Origin of the sequence: Macrococcus animalis, from assembly GCF_047425875.1 — a bacterium.
Taxonomy (GTDB): domain Bacteria; phylum Bacillota; class Bacilli; order Staphylococcales; family Staphylococcaceae; genus Macrococcoides; species Macrococcoides animalis.
In genome coordinates, this window is sequence record NZ_CP179727.1 from 1,026,588 (window position 1) to 1,043,040 (window position 16,453).

Genomic DNA, 16,453 nt, shown 5'->3' on the forward strand with positions numbered 1-16,453 from the left:
TTACTTTGACTTTATTTTAATCTTCTTTTTAAGTTCTGTCATTTTAGGTTTTACAACTTCTATTAAATTGTAAATGGGTTTATTCAATACATAATCGAATTCACCAACTTTTTCACTTAAGTGAGTACCCCATACTTTCTTGAACTGCCATAAGCCAAAGTACTTAGAATCTTTGTTAGGCTCTTTACTCGTGCCACCGAAATCGTAACTTGTGGCACCAACAGAACGGGCATATTTCATCATACTAAATTGCATGTTGTGATTCGGCAAATAATCTCTAAACTCGTTACTTGATGCTCCATAAAGATAATATGATTTTTTACCTGCGATAGTAAGTAACGCACCAGATAATACTTTTCCTTCAGGATGCGTTTGTTTCAAAACTTCTAACTCTGAAATTTGTTTTTGCATCTTTTCAGCTTTAATATTCAAATCATTGATTTGGTTTTGTGCTTTCTTTTGATCTTTCTTTTGTGCTAACTTTTCTTTTTCGCTCTCAACCGCCTCAAGTTCTTGTGTTAAATTATCTATCACTTTCCCCGGAATCAATTTAACTAAAAATACTTCTGCATCACCATTTGGATTTAAAGCATCATAAATATTTTCGAAGTATGATACATCTCGTGTTAAGAACCCATCTCGTTCACCGGTAATCTTCATTAACTCCGCGAATGTTTTCAAATCACTACGCGTACCTTTAACGCATTCAGTCCCCATCTTCAAACTACGTTTTACTTTCGAACGGTTGTTACGCTCAAATGATTGTAATAATGCTTCATCATCTACGTTAATATCCGTAATCATTGTCATGCGTGGTTGAATATAGTCTGAACTTAGACCATCTCCAAATCCTCTGTGAATAAACCCTATACTTTTTAAGTGATCTACCATATTTCCCATATTTTTAACTTCAACATCCGGATCTATCTTTATAACATATGATTTTTCACGTTTTGCGACTTTAATTGCTTCTTTCACTAAAGCTTCAACCGCTTCAAGATCTTCATATTCTACAACAAAGCCTCTAGAAATATAGCATAACGTATATGGCAGTTTAGGTACCTTTTTGAATAATAGTTGGCCAACTCCTACTACCTCACCATCACGTCCTACTGCAATGCGGCGTGCGAACCATCCTGTCACAGCTTTCGAAGCAGCCCAATCCGTTAATTGAAGTAAATCTCCATTTTTATGTGTTTTTACGAATGAATCATGTACTTCATTCGATATGTTTATTTTTGTTATTGTCATCTTAATAATCCTTTCATATGTCACTTAACAATTTTTATTAATTTACTGTTATAATTAAACTAATCTAATATATTATCTATTATTTTATCATTAATCCATAAAAATGAGGTTTTTTTATATGTTTAAAAATATTTTATTGATTTTATTAGCTATCATTAATGCATATTTTATCATTAGTTTATCTACAAATAATTCTATCAACTTGCTAAGTATACATATTATTTCAGCTGGCTTTGCATTTATTTTATCTGTTCTTTTTCTTATAACGCGTGTTCCAAGACTCACACAAATACTCACTGCATTTACGATGTTGATATCTGTATATCACATCTATTTAATCGTGATGGTAATCTACCATTACGTCTATGTTAAATAAACGCATATACCGCTCCATGCACAAGATGTTCGCCGATAATGCTAGCATCTTGTGTTTTTATTTCTATACGTTTAATTGCGTTCATATTACCTGGTATAATTTTTATGTGTGGGAAACCTTCTCTTTTCAACAAAAAATATGTATTGATTACGCCACCCATCACTTCATACCCTAACCAATCTATAAATACTTCTGCAATAGCATCAAAATCATACGCTTCAATGAATATTGTATCAATCTCAAGTTGCGGTTGCATATCTACTTTTAATTGCTCATAGCGCACGTCATCAGTATCACCCCATTGAATAAAGAAAGGCAGTTCAAAATCACGTTCATCGTCAATATAAAGTAATTGCCACTGTATCAATTCACCAGTTTGTGTGACGCGTTCCATTTTGAGAGGTCCAATTATATTTAATCCCATTGACTCATAGTGATGATGTAACGCATCGATATCATCAGTTCTAAAGCATAGTCGTTTAAAACCTTCTTCGTAATGCGTTCGACCTATACTACTCGCAAAACTTAAACGCTCTTTTTCACTCTCCATCGCCTTTTCAATAAGCGACTTATCAAAAACATCGATAAACTCAATGTATGATAAATCTATTCTACTTAAACTGTTCATCGTACCTAAAGATAAGTGCTTTCCCCCCGGCTTAATATTCAATTTATTTCCTGGAAAATAAAAATCTTCAATGCCCTTTATATAGTGTATAATATGATCAAATTTTATATTCATAATAACCTCTTTTCTTATCCTTTATATAACTTATATAATACTTATTTTAATCAATTCACTCTGTATATTAAAGTAATTACCAAACACCATTATACGCAAAAAAACCTGAGACATTTGTCTCAGGATGAATAATTTATTTATCTTCTATGACGATGTAAGTCGCTTTGATTGGGCCATGTACACCGACTACTAGTTTCATTTCAATATCTGCTGAGTTTGAAGGGCCAGTAATTAAGTTAATACAAGTCGGGAAATTTTCTGCATCTTTCATCATTTCGTTCATTTCTTGTGCTGCTTGCGTGAATCTCGGAACAATTGTTGACTTCGGCACAATAGCGATATATGTCGCAGGTAATAAACTCACACTACGTCCGATACCTTTATCTGCATAAAGTACAACCGTCCCACTTTCAGCAAGCGTATTTTCACTAATAGTAATACCAACATTGGCACGTTCTGCAACATGTAAGTTTTCAGAACCTTTCGATTCATCCCATATAAAAGCATTCTGTTGAGATAAATCAATCCCTAAATCAGTATAACGTTTATCATTTGTTGCAATGACTTCTCCATTACCGTATTTTTCGATGACATCTGATAATACTTTATTCACATCACTACTATTTGTAACAACTAAGTCGGTATGGATGAATTCACATTGTTGTTTTAATACATCTAACAATTCGTCTTGAGAAAGACCTGTTAACGTCTTCTCTTGAGGTTTAAATTCCCATTCGGGAATTTCTACTTTTGTCGGCATTGCACGATTTAAGTTTTTAGAGATGTTACTGATAAAAGATTCTTTATTTTGAATAGTTCCCTTCATTATTTCGCACCTCTTTTCAATCTGTTTTGCATCCAATCACGGAAGTTTTCTTCATCTGGCAATGGAAAGTCACGTGTATCTGTCCAAGCGTGTAATGGCTTAGGACCTTTAGTAATCATGTGTTCTTCTTTATTTTCAAATGGTGACATGATAGATGGTGCCATCTTTGTGCCATATTTAAATAATGTTGAATTTGAAGCACCCATTGCGAAACCTTTCATGACTAAGCGCTCTGCTACTGGTGACATATGTTCCTCTTCAACGATGACACGTCTATGTTCCAATAATAAATCATGTAATGGAATCTTAACTGGACATGCTTCTGTACAGGCGCCACATAGTGTTGACGCATATGGTAATTCTTTATAATCTTTGTAACCACCTAATAATGGTGTAAGTACTGCACCCACTGGCCCTGGATAAATAGAACCATATGAATGTCCACCAACTTGACGATAAACAGGACATACGTTAACACATGCAGCACAACGAATACATTGTAAAATAGATTGGAATTGGGTACCTAAAATCTTAGAACGTCCGTTATCAACAATAACTAAATGAAATTCTTCTGGGCCATCAATTTCATCATCTGCTCTTGGACCTGTTAAAGTTGTTACGTAACTTGTTAATTTTTGACCTACCGCTGCACGCGTCAACATTGATACTAATACTTCTAATTCCTCATGAGTTGGCACAATACGTTCCATACCCATTACAGTAATTTGTGTCTTAGGTAATGTTGTTACCATACGTGCGTTACCTTCATTTGTAACCAGAGTAAACGAACCACTTTCGGCTACACCGAAGTTACAACCAGTAATCCCAACATCCGCTGTTAAAAATTCCTGACGTAATTTTTTACGCGCAAATAACGCTAAATCTTCTGGGCTATTTGATTCTGTATAACCTAATTTCTCTGTAAATACCTTTTGAATTTGATCTTTATTCATATGTAACGCAGGTGTAACGATATGTGATGGTGGATTATGATCATCTACTTGAAGAATATATTCTCCTAAGTCCGTTTCAATTACTTCACAGCCAACTGCTTCCATCGCTTTATTTAAATCGATTTCTTCTGTTACCATCGATTTTGATTTCGCTACTTTCTTTGCTTTTTTATCGATTAATACTTTTTGAACATATTCATTCGCTTCCTCTGCAGTTTCAGCAAAGAAGACGTGTCCCCCTTTTGCCGCTACATTCTCAGCTAACATGTTTAAATAGTAATCTAAATTCGCTAAAGTATGTTGACGAATTTCTTCAGAGTGACTTCTCCACTCTTCCCAGTTTCCTAAATCTTCTTGTGATTTAATTTTACGTTCACGTAATCTATCTTGTGCACTTGATACCGCACCACGCATAAAATCATCTTTTAATTCAGTCTTTACAGCTTTCTTAAACGTTTCTGTACCGATTTTCATACTCATTATACAGTCACCGCCTCAGTATTATTGTTTAAGATCTCAACAATGTGATAAACTTTAACTTTTTCACCACGACGTTTTAAACGACCTTCGATATTCATTAAGCAACTTGCATCTGCTCCGACGAGATAGTCAGCACCACTTTGAACGATACAATCTACTTTTTCATCGACCATTTCACCTGAAACATCATTCATTTTAACGGCAAATGTTCCACCAAAACCACAACAATTATAGTATTCAGGCAAGTCAACGATTTCTAACCCTTCTACAGCAGCCAGTAATTTTTTAGGTGGTTCTGAGTTATGTAATAATCGGGTATTATGGCATGATGGGTGCATTGTTGCTTTACCGTTTAATTTTGCACCTACATTTGTAACACCTAATACATTTACGATAAATTGTGTAACTTCATATGATTTATTTGCTAATCGCTCTGCACGGTCACGCCAAACGATATCATCTTTAAAAAGATCTGGATAATGCTTAAACATAGTAATACATGAACCTGATGGCGCAACAACGTATTCTGAAGTTTCAAAAGCTTTAATCATATTTTGTGCTGCTTTCTTAGTTTCTTCATGATACCCTGAGTTGTATGCTGGTTGCCCACAGCATACTTGCGCTGCTGGAAAGTCTACCTCACAGCCTAATTTCTCAAGCAGTTCTACAGTTGCGATTCCGACTCTTTTCTCGAACACATCAACTAAACAAGTACTAAATAAACTTACTTTCATAATATAAACACCCCTCTAGTTCTTCGATATTGCCCAATATCGATTAAATTTTCAGTCATATGATGACTGTACCTCTAACAGTACCATTTTATTGGAATGATTAGCCAAATGCAAGTGACAATATATTACACTAAACGATTCTTTTTTTATTAATTTGGTTTATAAATGCTGTAGTAACACATCTTCTACCTCTTCAAGATGATTCAGCATTTTTTCTTCCGAGAGTCTTACATTTTTCGATTTAATTGCTTCATAAATTTCTAAATGTTCTTTATATAATTTTTCTATGGATTTGGTTTCAGTATATATCCATATTTTTCGTGTTTCTTTCATTGTCGCTTTTATTTTCACGGACACTTCCTCTAACAGTTGTGTCAACAATTCATTTTCAGTCGCATGAGCTATCGCTAAATGAAATGCAAAATCACTCTCTTCTCCCGTAACTTTATTAGTGATTGCTAACTTCATTTGATCTAACGCATCTTTCATTCTTATTAAATCGTTTTGTGTATGATTTACTGCTGCACGTCCTACTGTACCAATCTCAATAATTTTACGGACCTCTAATAAATCTATGACATCTTTCCTTGTGTAATCTGCCATTTCTTTAGAGAAAAATTTCGGCTTAATACTTTTCACGAATGTACCTTCACCATGTCTAATTTCTACTAAACCCATTACACGCAATGCATTTAAAGCTTCACGGATTGATGCTTGACCCACCCCATAGTCTTGCGATAATTTTTGAATTGATGGCAGTTTTTCATTTACAGTAAATTCCCCTGCTTTTATTTGATTACTAATACGATCTGCAATTTCTTCATACAATTTTTTCCTTTCAATTCTAGCCACATCCATACCCCCGTAAGTTCCTATTGGTGCTATTATAACAGAGGAAAATGAGTGTGTAAGGGTTTTTAGGAAATTAAAAAGACAGGGGACACCTGTCTTTAGCGGTACTATTTGCTTTTCATTTTACCAACTGCATTAGTGTATCCTGCTGATACATTTTCAACATTATTATTGTCTACTGTTAATTTAACTTTACCGTTGATAATGTCAGAATCTAATGTATCAACCGTTTTGTTTGAAAATGTTTCAATCAAGCCTCTAGGTTGTTCAAAATGGAATGTATAATTACCATTTAATAAAAATGCTTTATATTTCCCATATTCATCTGTAACAACTTCTTCAATTAATTCATTTTCTTTGTAGATTGATAATTTAATATTACTTAATATACGATCTGGTTTATCTAATTTTCCGTTATGATTTTTATCTAAAAACGCTATACCTGATACATTTTTAGGCGTTTCTTTTACAATTTCTTTTTCGACAATTTCGGTCGGTAATAATTTATAGTTATCGTAACTATATGTTACAACACCTGTAATCTCGTGATACGTTTTACCTACTTCAATGCCTGAATTCACTTTAATCATAAACGTTTGTCCAGATTTATCTTCAACTGTATATTCTTGATGTTCATTCACTGATTTCACTGTTACGTCGTTTACTGTAATCAATTCCGCTTCTTCAGTTTCGCCAATTTTAGATAAATCTTTTTGTTCAGCTTTCACTTCTGACTGACCAGTTACTTTAATGGCATCTGTTTCAATTTGGTACAAGCCAAAGTATTCGCTCGTTTCACCTGTCGCTTCAATCACGTCACCAATATCAGGTTTTACAGTTTTACTGCGGACAACAATACCACCTGTATTGTCTTGAATATAAATATTATATCCATCAATATATGTTACTGTGCCCGTCACAAATGCCTTTGTCCCTTTGCCTGCTTCACGTGCTGCTTTAATATCCATATCTTTTGCCGGTTCAGTACCTACTTCACCTTCACCATTTCCTGGAGCTTGGGTATAACCTTGTGCAATTGCTTCTTCTTTCGTGAAGAAGATACGTTTATCTACTGGTACTTGATTAAAGTTTTGTGGATCGTAAAATACTTTCGTATCTGAGTTACCTACGTACCTTAAAAATCCTTTGCCATCATAACGCGCTCGGAATTCAAATGGTAATTCCTTTTGAGGATTCTCTTTATTCCACATACCAAGTCCGGCATCTTGCGCAGCTTTCACTGCAGATTGGAACATAATGTAGTCTTCCATACTTAATACTGGCCAAATAAAGTAAGTTGCTGCAAACCCTTCTTTAACCATTTCTAAGTTAACGTTTACGTTATCACTCATACGAATCACTTGTCCTAACACACGACCATAATCATCCGTAATATGCTCTTTGTTTACTTTTACCGTAATTTCTATACCCGCAGCAAGTTTTGCGTTTAATGCTTGCTTTGCAAGTTCACCGAAATACTTTTGGTTTTGGTTTAAGTCTGTTTTTATTAAACTTTCGTCATAGCTATCTCTATCTAAATGATATGTTTCAGCTGTGTCCATATTAACGAAACGAATGGTGTCAGATCCCATGATTGACGGTTCGATTTTGATTGTGTCACCATCTACAACACGTAACACTTTGACTTGATATTCATCTTTAGCAACTTCAGTAGGCGGAGCAGTAACACTACCATCAAATTGACCTAACTGCTCGAAAGAATCTTTCGGTAAAGCAATAAATTGTTGATTTGTAATATATGAATCTTCAATATTTGTATCTGCAGTCATTAAATCATTCGTACGTACTAATGTCATATCTAATGTCGATACATCACTACCCCAATTCGTGCCAGGGTCTCGTCCGATTTGACCGATTGAATCTTGAATTACACCATCTTTAACTGCTGTGTCATAATTTTGAAATAACACGATTGTGTCATCACCATTGAAATTCATTACAGCACTTCCAGTTGTTAATTGTGCTTTCGATAATATTGCTTCACTTGCACTTTTATTTGCAATAACATATGTAGATTTCGCATTGATTATGCCTGTTAAATTCAATTCTGTCACAGTTCCTGTCGTTCTATCTGCTCCGTTTGTAAAAGTAACAAGACTATAATTCGATAAATCAATAGGTACATCACTTGGGTTATAAATTTCAATTGCCTTGTTGTAACTTGAGCCTTCGACATACTCAGAAATCAATAAATTTGAAGCTGCTTTCGCTTGATTCGAGAATGGAATCAAAGTTAACACCATGATAAAAGCAATAACGATTTTAAAAATTTGTTTCATGTGTTTGTACTCCTCTAATATATGATTTTTACTTCGATTTAACTTTAGCAATCATTTATGGATTTCATATTTCTTCAATGTGAATTTGTTGTTAAGGACAAAAAAGACGAAATTCCCTTTCGGAATTTCGTCTTTTAGAACTTACTTATGCATGCACTTTATAAACTCTTGCCTCAAACGGCATTAAGGTAAATGGATCAGCTGACTGTTTATCAACTGGGTAGTTATTCAACACTTGCTTTTCAACTGATAAATCCAATGTATTCTCAGGCTTTAATATCACTTTATCATGACTTAAGTTCCCTAAAATAATAAATTGCTCATCTTCCAATGTACGTGTGTAAGCAAACACTTTCTCATCATTTGGATAAATTAAATCAAATGTCCCATACGTTAAAGTAAGATTTTCTTTTTTTAGTCGAATCATCTTTTTGTAGAAATTCAACATTGAGTCTTCCTGTTTCTCTTGAACGAAGACGTTAATTTCCTCAAAATTTGGATTTACTTTTAACCAAGGTGTACCTGTCGTAAATCCAGCATTTTTCGTATCATCCCATTGCATTGGTGTACGCGTGTTATCACGTGAAATACGTCCAAGCATTTCTAGTATTTCTTCTTTTTTCATGCCTTTCTTTAGCTCTTGATTATAAATATTTTTAGCATGTACATCATCAAAGTCATTGATTGATTCAAACGGATAGTTAGTCATCCCAATTTCTTGTCCTTGGTATATAAAAGGCGTTCCTTGTAATAAGAAATACACAATACCATGACTTGTAGAGCTTTCAAACCAGTAATCTACATCATCTCCCCAAGTTGAAGATACTCGTTGACGATCATGGTTTTCTATAAATAACGCATTCCAACCCGTTGATTCCAATCCTTTTTGCCATGCATTTAAAACTTCCTTGTAACCAAGTATGTCGAAACTCTTACCAACGTTATGATCCCATAGATTTAAATGCTCAAACTGAAAGACCATATTGAATTTACCATTATCTTTGCCTACCCATTCATCTGCATCTTCAGTCGTAACACCATTCGCTTCACCGACTGTCATAATGTCATATTTATCAAAAGTATTTTCTTTTAATTCTTTTAAGTGCTTTTGTATTCCTGGTTGATTCATATGGCCTTCAAACGATTCTGCATAGCCCAATTTATCAGCATCTGGCAAGTTTCCTTTTTCGAAGCTTTTCTTGATATGACTAATCGCATCGACGCGGAAGCCATCAATACCCTTATCTAACCACCAGTTCACCATATTATAAATTGCATGGCGCATATTTTCATTCTCCCAGTTTAAATCGGGTTGCTTACGACTAAAGACGTGCATATAGTATTGATCAGTTGTAGCATCATATTCCCACGCTGAGCCTTCAAAAATACTTGCCCAGTTATTTGGTTCCTTATCTTCTTTACCATCTTGCCAAATATACCAATCGCGGTATTCATTATCCTTACTTTTTTTCGCCTCAACGAACCATTGATGCTCGTCACTCGTATGATTGATTACTAAATCTAAAATTAGTTTCATACCACGTTCATGTACTTCTAATAACAAACGATCAAAATCTTCCATCGTACCAAAGTCACGCATAATTTCTTGATAATCACTGATATCGTATCCGTTATCATCATTTGGTGACTCGTAAATTGGACTCACCCAAATAACGTCGATACCTAAATCCTTTAAGTAATCTAACTTCTCAGTGATACCATTGATATCACCGATGCCATCTCCATTTGAATCTTTAAAGCTTCTTGGATAAACTTGGTAGCATACTGCTTCTTTCCACCATTTTCTTTCGATTGTCATAGGGACCTCCTAATGTAATTGTGTATTTTGTTTTTGGTCATCTTCTATCACTTCACGTGCAATTTGTTTAATTTCATCGACATATTTTGCAATCGCTTGGAATATCGGAAATGTATTATTCAAACCCATTTCAACAATTGACGATACAGCCATTGTTACTGGGTTGATACTTTTCATTTTAAATGATGTTCTAACTAATTGCACAATCTTTGTAAACTCCATAAATTGTGATAGTCCATTATCTTTTTCTTTTAATTCTTCAAATTCACGAATAAATTTGTCGATATCAATCCAATCTTTCCTACGTTCCATAATATCATCTTCTTGTATTTTAAAGTGTGTCATTACTGTGCGTTCTATTACTTTAAAGTTTTGTTTTAAGACAATATTTTTAAAACTAGGTGTAAACAATTTAGGAAATGCTGAATTCGCTTTATAGTTCAAGTAACTGTCTAAGTACGCAACATCGTGATATTTTTGTGCGTATGCTGCTTGAGCTTCCTTAAAGATGCTATCTATGTGTGACTTAAGTTCATTAACACCAGTACCATCCAATGCACTAGTGAAATGATATTTCAAAGGTGTTTTGATGTATGGTTTTAATGTGACTTTTAACTCTGTATTCTTATCGCGCATTAATGCTTCTTTTTCATCATCTCCACTCACATCAATCAAAGCATCTACTTTATTATAAATAAACGTAATTAATTTATTTTGTTTACTTAAAAATTTTATCATATCGACATCGACTTCTTTAATCTTACTCGAAAAAATATAAAAATAATGCTCAATCGTTTCATTTTGAATAATCTTTTTATATTTTTGGACAGACACTTCTTCAGTCCCTACACCAGGAAAATCTACTAAATAACCATAATCATTATAAGGATATGCAGTTGTATCTAGCGTCGCATCTGTATGGACCGAAGTATGTGCTTTCGCTTTACAAAGTGCATTAATCAATGCACTTTTACCTGCATCCGGTTGACCAATCACACCTATTTTATTGAGTGATCTATTTTGAATAAATATTTCATAAGATTTTACTAATGGATGCTTTTCCATCATTGTCACCCTTTCGATATCTTTTCTCTTCTTATTCCCAATTATCCTCCTTACAAGCATAAAAAGCCACATTTCAAATATGAAAATGTGACTTTTCTCACTAGAGACCTTTGCGCATAAGGTATAAGAAGTATGGCGCTCCGATTATACTAACGATAATCCCCGCTGGCATTCCTACAGATTCGATTAACAGTCGACCTAATGTATCTGCAAAACTTAAAAGTATAGCACCTAATAATGTAGTAATTGGAATAAACGCTTGATGTCTTGGACCCACAAGTTGTCTTGCAATATGTGGTGCAATTAATCCAACAAATGCGATACTCCCACAAATAGAGACGGCACTCGCACATAACATTACCGCGATCACTAGGATGATAAATCGTTCACGGTTGATGTTAATACCAAGTCCCGTTGAGATATGTTCATGTGTATTTAAAATATTAAGTATATTTAACTTCATCAATAATATTGGCAATGTCACACAGAGTACCATTACAATCATCCAAACAAACGGCCAGGTATCACCCCAGATATTTCCGCCAAGCCACTTCGAAATAAACTCAACATCTTCTTTATTAAAGGTCGAAGTCATCATAATCATGGCACCACTTAAAGCGGTTGATAACCCCACACCAATCAACACCATTTGCATCGGATTTAAACCACGACGGGAACTACTTAATATGAATACTAAACCAGCTGTAATCAAGCCACCAATCATGCTAAAGAGCGGTAAGACATAAACAAAATTACTACTATCTACTGGCATAAATATCATGAGCAGTGCAATAAAGAATCCACTACCGGCATTTATCCCAATAATACCAGGATCTGCTAATGGATTCTTAGTAATACTTTGTAATAACGCCCCACTTAAACTTAGCGCAGCACCACATAATATTGTGACAAGTAATCTCGGCATGCGGAATTCGTAGAGCACCATCGTATCCATCTCATTACCCATACCGAAGAGTGTTTTCAAAAACTGCATCGGTACCATCTTAAAGTCACCAACAGTCATACTGATTGTAATAATTGATAGTAATATAAAACATAAAATTAGCATCGTCATCAAATTTTTAGTTTTCGTAAGCATTATGAAATCCCCAACTTTCTAACTAAATAAATAAAGAAAGGTACACCCATAATCGAAATGATTGCACCAACCGGAGATTCTCCCAACATACGCGCTAATATGTCAGCAAATACTAAGAATATACCACCTAAAAGCGTTGCTACAGGTAATAACTTACGGTAATCCACTCCGACTAATATACGTGCAATATGCGGGATCATTAAGCCAACGAATGCAAGTGATCCTGCCATCGCAACAGCAACACCCGCTAATATCATCGTCAGTAAGGAGAACACAATGCGAATCATTGTTAAATTCACGCCTAAGCCTTGTGCCATTTCATCTCCTACAGATAAGACTGTTAATTGATGACCAATGAGTAATATTAGAATGATGACAATCAGAATAATTGGCGTCGCATATTTCAATTGTAACCATGTCGTACCCACTACTCCGCCACTTGACCAAAGCATTGCACTTTGGTTTGTTTTGAAATACAAAGAAATCCCTTCTGCAAATGCAATCAACAAACTACTTACTGCTGCACCTGCAAGGATAATGCGCATCGTATTAAATCCACCTTTTTTACTTAAGCCGAGCATTAATACAATCGTACCACCGACAATTGCACCTAAAAATCCTGCTAAAATCACTGCAAAGAAGTTCGCTCCACTTGATATCGCAAACAAGATGCTAATCCCTAATGCTGCACCTGAATTTAAGCCAATTAACGCTGGATCAGCTAAAGGATTCTTCGTAACACCCTGCATTACTGCTCCACCACAAGCAAGACTCATACCGACAAGCATTGCTGCTACTTCACGCGGCATACGAATATCACGAATAATATTATGTTCAGAAATATCACGATAATGAAACATTGCATCAAAAATTGTACTTAAACTATAGTTTTTGACACCTAACATAAAAGATAATAATAATACCAATGCTAATAAAATAATTAAACCTGTAATTAAGACAAATAATTTCCCAGAAAATAAATGACGTTTATCTAAAACATGCTTTTGATTATCCATCTGTATCCCTACTATAGTGTTTACATAATAAATCATATGTTACTAACATCGGTTTACCATTTCTAGGATCTACACTTAATTCAGCATCAATATTGAATACTTCTTCTAAAACATCTTTCGTTAATACATTCATCGTGTCACCTTGCTTAATAATCTGACCGTCTTTCATTGCAATGATGTGATCTGAAAAGCGAATCGCTTGATTGATATCATGAAGCACCATGATTATTGTACAGCTTTCTTGTTCGTTCAAATCTCTTACTAGTTCTAATATTTCAAGTTGATGAGAAATGTCTAAATATGTCGTCGGCTCATCTAAAAAGATAATATCTGTTTTTTGGGCTAAAGCCATTGCAATCCAAACACGCTGACGCTGACCGCCACTTAAATCATTCACATTTTTATCTTTAAAATCGTACGTACCTGTTACTTTCATCGCCCAATCAATTTCTTGATGATCCTGTTTCGAAAGTCTACCAAATCCTTTTTGATAAGGAAACCTTCCATAACTCACTAATTCATAAACACTGAGCCCATCAGCAACATCCGGTGATTGAGGTAAAATCGCAATTTTTTTTGCTACTTCTTTTGTCGGCTGTTGGTGAATATTCTTGCCATCTAATACTACTTCGCCATTCGTCACATTTAAAATACGGGACATTGCTTTTAGTAGTGTCGATTTACCACAACCATTGGGACCAATAATCGAAGTAACTTTTCCATTTGGAATAGATACATCTAGATTCTTAACGATATCGCGTTCACCATAGTTAATCGTAATCTGTTTACCTTCTAATCGATTCATTTATATCCTTCTCTCATTTCATCGTCATTTAATAACTATGTTATAAACCAAAAAATTCCCATTTAATTGATAATCATTATCAATACTGTTATATTTTATAGTATAATAACAATCAAAGCAAGATAATTAGGGAGATATACATATGAATAACTTATTAGATATTACAATCATTGGTGGCGGACCCGCTGGTCTTTATGCTGCATTTTATGCTGGCCTTCGTGGATTAAAAGTTCGAATCATCGATCAAAATAATACATTAGGTGGCAAACTAAATTTATTTCCAGAAAAAATCGTCTGGGACGCAGGCGGTATTCCTCCTCAACCGGCAGCAGAAATTATGAAGAATTTAATTCAACAAGGGACAACCTTCAATCCTGATGTTTTACTCAACACTGTTGTAACAGATATCAAAAAAGAAAGCGATACTCACTTTATCGTGGAAACGAATCAGGGTGAATATCATTCAAAAACTGTGATTGTTGCTGTAGGATCTGGTATTATCAAACCGATCAAACTCGACATTGAAGGCGCAGACCGCTACGAAGTAAACAACTTACATTATGTTGTGCCAACGTTAAAACGCTTTAAAGATAAGCGTGTATTGATTTCAGGTGGCGGTAATGCTGCTGTCGATTGGGCACATGATATTGCACCCATTGCTCAAAGTGTGCATATCATATGTCGTAAAGAGGATTTTAAAGGTCATGAGGAGACAGTACGTCAACTAGATGATTTAGGTGTTACAAAGATAACAAATCAAACGATACATGCTTTAATTGCGGAAGAAGACGAAATTAAACAAGTAGAAATTATTCATAATACAGAAGATACAATCAGCACTTTAGATGTCGATGATGTTATTATTAATCATGGCTTCCATATGGACTGTGATTTATTAAATGAAAGTACAGTGCAATTTGAACGTGTAGATGATTTTTATATTAAAGGCAACGCGAATACTTCAACCAATACACCAGGAATTTATGCGATTGGTGATATATTGAAACATGATGCTAAAGTAAATTTAATCATCGGATGCTTCCACGATGCTGCAACATCTATTAATCAAATCAAAATGTACTTAGATCCAAAAGCACCATCATACGGTATCGTATCAAGCCATAATCCAATCTTTGAAGAAGAAAACGAGAAGATTAAGAAGAAACTATTTGAGGATTAAAATAAAACGTCGAGAAAGCGGCTGCTTTAGAGACGTGGATAAATAAAAGGTTGAAAAATAGAGGCTGGGATAGAAGTGATCTGCCACAAGCAAAAACCGGACAAAGCATATAAATCGCTCTTTGATTTATAGCTTTTGTTCGGTTTTTGTCGTAGTGGCAACTTCTGTTCCGCCGTTTAGTCTGTTAAATAGAAGAAAGCGAAGACTTATGTCTCGCCCTCTTATTACATTAATAAGGTGATGCTGCATTATCTGTTACTACTAATACATTCGGATGATTTAATAGCACGCTTGCCGGTACTGTTTCATCCGGGTATTGCATTTCGTATAATTGCTTTATAATCGGTTGTTTTTTCTCACCTGTCGCTAACATGAGAATACGATTTGAGTTCATTATCGTGTTAATCCCCATTGTTACAGCCTTAGTCGGCACTTCTTCAATAGAATCAAAAAATCTAGCATTGGCTTCGATTGTCTCTTGCGTCAAATCAACCATACGCGTATTCGAATCAAATGGTGTACCTGGTTCATTAAATCCAATATGACCATTCGTTCCAATCCCTAACAACTGAAGATTGATAGGATGATTTTGCATAATCAAAGTATCGTATGCTTTATTATCCGCATCTAAATTTTCAGCATCATTATCCGGGAAATAATATTGTTCTGGTTGAATATCAATGTGATCAAATAAGTGATGTTTCATATAATATAAGTAACTTTGCGTGCTTTCTCTATCCAGTTCATAATACTCATCTAAATTAAAAGTTTGAATGTCAGATAAATCAATTGGATTGGTTTGTATCAACTTAACCAACTCATCATACACAGGCTCCATCGTTCCACCTGTTGCGAGTCCGAGTTTACTTTGTGGGGTAGATTGGATTGTTCTAAACAATTCAATCGCAGCATATTGCGCAGCAAGTTTCGCATTACCTAAATTAATAAAATCCAT

Annotated in this window: 15 protein-coding genes; 2 read left to right on the forward strand and 13 right to left on the reverse strand. The window is 34.7% G+C overall.

Annotated features, from left to right (window positions below; all coding sequences use genetic code 11):
• Entirely contained in the window at window positions 1–1,245 is a 1,245-nt protein-coding gene (locus tag ACMGE9_RS05420; RefSeq protein ID WP_414044446.1) for a peptidoglycan bridge formation glycyltransferase FemA/FemB family protein, read from the reverse strand.
• Window positions 1,246–1,369: 124 nt separating this feature from the next.
• On the opposite strand from ACMGE9_RS05420, the gene ACMGE9_RS05425 reads away from it, so the two are divergent.
• On the forward strand, window positions 1,370–1,627 hold the full coding sequence (locus tag ACMGE9_RS05425) for a hypothetical protein (protein WP_414044221.1): 258 nt from the start codon (window positions 1,370–1,372) through the stop codon (window positions 1,625–1,627).
• Here the strand turns inward: ACMGE9_RS05425 and ACMGE9_RS05430 are convergent.
• The 11 genes from ACMGE9_RS05430 to ACMGE9_RS05480 all read right to left on the reverse strand — a co-directional run bounded on the left by ACMGE9_RS05430 (window position 1,620) and on the right by ACMGE9_RS05480 (window position 14,318).
• A complete protein-coding gene (locus ACMGE9_RS05430) occupies window positions 1,620–2,369 on the reverse strand; it encodes a VOC family protein (protein ID WP_414044222.1) in 750 nt (249 codons plus the stop codon). The genes ACMGE9_RS05425 and ACMGE9_RS05430 overlap by 8 nt on opposite strands.
• Before the next feature lie 133 nt (window positions 2,370–2,502).
• Complete coding sequence (locus tag ACMGE9_RS05435; protein ID WP_414044223.1) at window positions 2,503–3,195, reverse strand: LutC/YkgG family protein; 693 nt, start codon at window positions 3,193–3,195, stop codon at window positions 2,503–2,505.
• Window positions 3,195–4,628 carry a LutB/LldF family L-lactate oxidation iron-sulfur protein gene (locus ACMGE9_RS05440; RefSeq protein ID WP_414044224.1) on the reverse strand — a complete coding sequence of 478 codons (1,434 nt, stop codon included), beginning with the start codon at window positions 4,626–4,628 and terminating at the stop codon, window positions 3,195–3,197. The genes ACMGE9_RS05435 and ACMGE9_RS05440 overlap by 1 nt, the downstream gene beginning before the upstream one ends.
• A complete protein-coding gene (locus ACMGE9_RS05445) occupies window positions 4,628–5,362 on the reverse strand; it encodes a (Fe-S)-binding protein (protein ID WP_414044225.1) in 735 nt (244 codons plus the stop codon). The genes ACMGE9_RS05440 and ACMGE9_RS05445 overlap by 1 nt, the downstream gene beginning before the upstream one ends.
• Before the next feature lie 159 nt (window positions 5,363–5,521).
• Entirely contained in the window at window positions 5,522–6,214 is a 693-nt protein-coding gene (locus ACMGE9_RS05450) for a FadR/GntR family transcriptional regulator (RefSeq protein WP_414044226.1), read from the reverse strand.
• A gap of 107 nt (window positions 6,215–6,321) precedes the next feature.
• Complete coding sequence (locus ACMGE9_RS05455; RefSeq protein WP_414044227.1) at window positions 6,322–8,514, reverse strand: thermonuclease family protein; 2,193 nt, start codon at window positions 8,512–8,514, stop codon at window positions 6,322–6,324.
• A 145-nt stretch (window positions 8,515–8,659) separates the two neighbouring features.
• Complete coding sequence (locus tag ACMGE9_RS05460; RefSeq protein WP_414044447.1) at window positions 8,660–10,327, reverse strand: glycoside hydrolase family 13 protein; 1,668 nt, start codon at window positions 10,325–10,327, stop codon at window positions 8,660–8,662.
• 15 nt (window positions 10,328–10,342) lie between these two features.
• Window positions 10,343–11,398: a GTPase domain-containing protein gene (locus tag ACMGE9_RS05465; RefSeq protein ID WP_414044228.1), complete on the reverse strand. Its 1,056-nt coding sequence runs from the start codon at window positions 11,396–11,398 to the stop codon at window positions 10,343–10,345.
• Between the two features lie 100 nt (window positions 11,399–11,498).
• Window positions 11,499–12,497, reverse strand: a complete 999-nt coding sequence (locus ACMGE9_RS05470; protein ID WP_414044229.1) for a FecCD family ABC transporter permease — start codon at window positions 12,495–12,497, stop codon at window positions 11,499–11,501.
• Window positions 12,497–13,513 (reverse strand): FecCD family ABC transporter permease, encoded by a 1,017-nt coding sequence (locus ACMGE9_RS05475; protein ID WP_414044230.1) that lies wholly within the window; start codon window positions 13,511–13,513, stop codon window positions 12,497–12,499. The genes ACMGE9_RS05470 and ACMGE9_RS05475 overlap by 1 nt, the downstream gene beginning before the upstream one ends.
• On the reverse strand, window positions 13,506–14,318 hold the full coding sequence (locus ACMGE9_RS05480) for an ABC transporter ATP-binding protein (RefSeq protein ID WP_414044231.1): 813 nt from the start codon (window positions 14,316–14,318) through the stop codon (window positions 13,506–13,508). The genes ACMGE9_RS05475 and ACMGE9_RS05480 overlap by 8 nt, the downstream gene beginning before the upstream one ends.
• Window positions 14,319–14,460: 142 nt before the next feature.
• Here ACMGE9_RS05480 and ACMGE9_RS05485 point away from each other — a divergent pair, with 142 nt between their 5' ends.
• Window positions 14,461–15,498 (forward strand): NAD(P)/FAD-dependent oxidoreductase, encoded by a 1,038-nt coding sequence (locus tag ACMGE9_RS05485; RefSeq protein ID WP_414044232.1) that lies wholly within the window; start codon window positions 14,461–14,463, stop codon window positions 15,496–15,498.
• Between the two features lie 229 nt (window positions 15,499–15,727).
• Here ACMGE9_RS05485 and nagB read toward each other — a convergent pair whose 3' ends face one another.
• The gene (nagB, locus tag ACMGE9_RS05490) at window positions 15,728–16,453 is read right to left on the reverse strand and encodes a glucosamine-6-phosphate deaminase (RefSeq protein ID WP_414044233.1); all 726 of its coding nucleotides are present in this window, start codon (window positions 16,451–16,453) and stop codon (window positions 15,728–15,730) included.

What these genes read in the sequence shown, in the direction of transcription:
- ACMGE9_RS05430 (WP_414044222.1), bottom strand. Translation starts at nt 2,369, where the DNA reads ATGAATATAAAATTTGATCATATTATACACTATATAAAGGGCATTGAA.
- ACMGE9_RS05445 (WP_414044225.1), bottom strand. Translation starts at nt 5,362, where the DNA reads ATGAAAGTAAGTTTATTTAGTACTTGTTTAGTTGATGTGTTCGAGAAA.
- ACMGE9_RS05465 (WP_414044228.1), bottom strand. Translation starts at nt 11,398, where the DNA reads ATGGAAAAGCATCCATTAGTAAAATCTTATGAAATATTTATTCAAAAT.
- ACMGE9_RS05480 (WP_414044231.1), bottom strand. Translation starts at nt 14,318, where the DNA reads ATGAATCGATTAGAAGGTAAACAGATTACGATTAACTATGGTGAACGC.
- ACMGE9_RS05435 (WP_414044223.1), bottom strand. Translation starts at nt 3,195, where the DNA reads ATGAAGGGAACTATTCAAAATAAAGAATCTTTTATCAGTAACATCTCT.
- ACMGE9_RS05440 (WP_414044224.1), bottom strand. Translation starts at nt 4,628, where the DNA reads ATGAGTATGAAAATCGGTACAGAAACGTTTAAGAAAGCTGTAAAGACT.
- ACMGE9_RS05475 (WP_414044230.1), bottom strand. Translation starts at nt 13,513, where the DNA reads ATGGATAATCAAAAGCATGTTTTAGATAAACGTCATTTATTTTCTGGG.
- ACMGE9_RS05455 (WP_414044227.1), bottom strand. Translation starts at nt 8,514, where the DNA reads ATGAAACAAATTTTTAAAATCGTTATTGCTTTTATCATGGTGTTAACT.
- ACMGE9_RS05470 (WP_414044229.1), bottom strand. Translation starts at nt 12,497, where the DNA reads ATGCTTACGAAAACTAAAAATTTGATGACGATGCTAATTTTATGTTTT.
- ACMGE9_RS05425 (WP_414044221.1), top strand. Translation starts at nt 1,370, where the DNA reads ATGTTTAAAAATATTTTATTGATTTTATTAGCTATCATTAATGCATAT.
- ACMGE9_RS05485 (WP_414044232.1), top strand. Translation starts at nt 14,461, where the DNA reads ATGAATAACTTATTAGATATTACAATCATTGGTGGCGGACCCGCTGGT.
- nagB (WP_414044233.1), bottom strand. Translation starts at nt 16,453, where the DNA reads ATGGATTTTATTAATTTAGGTAATGCGAAACTTGCTGCGCAATATGCT.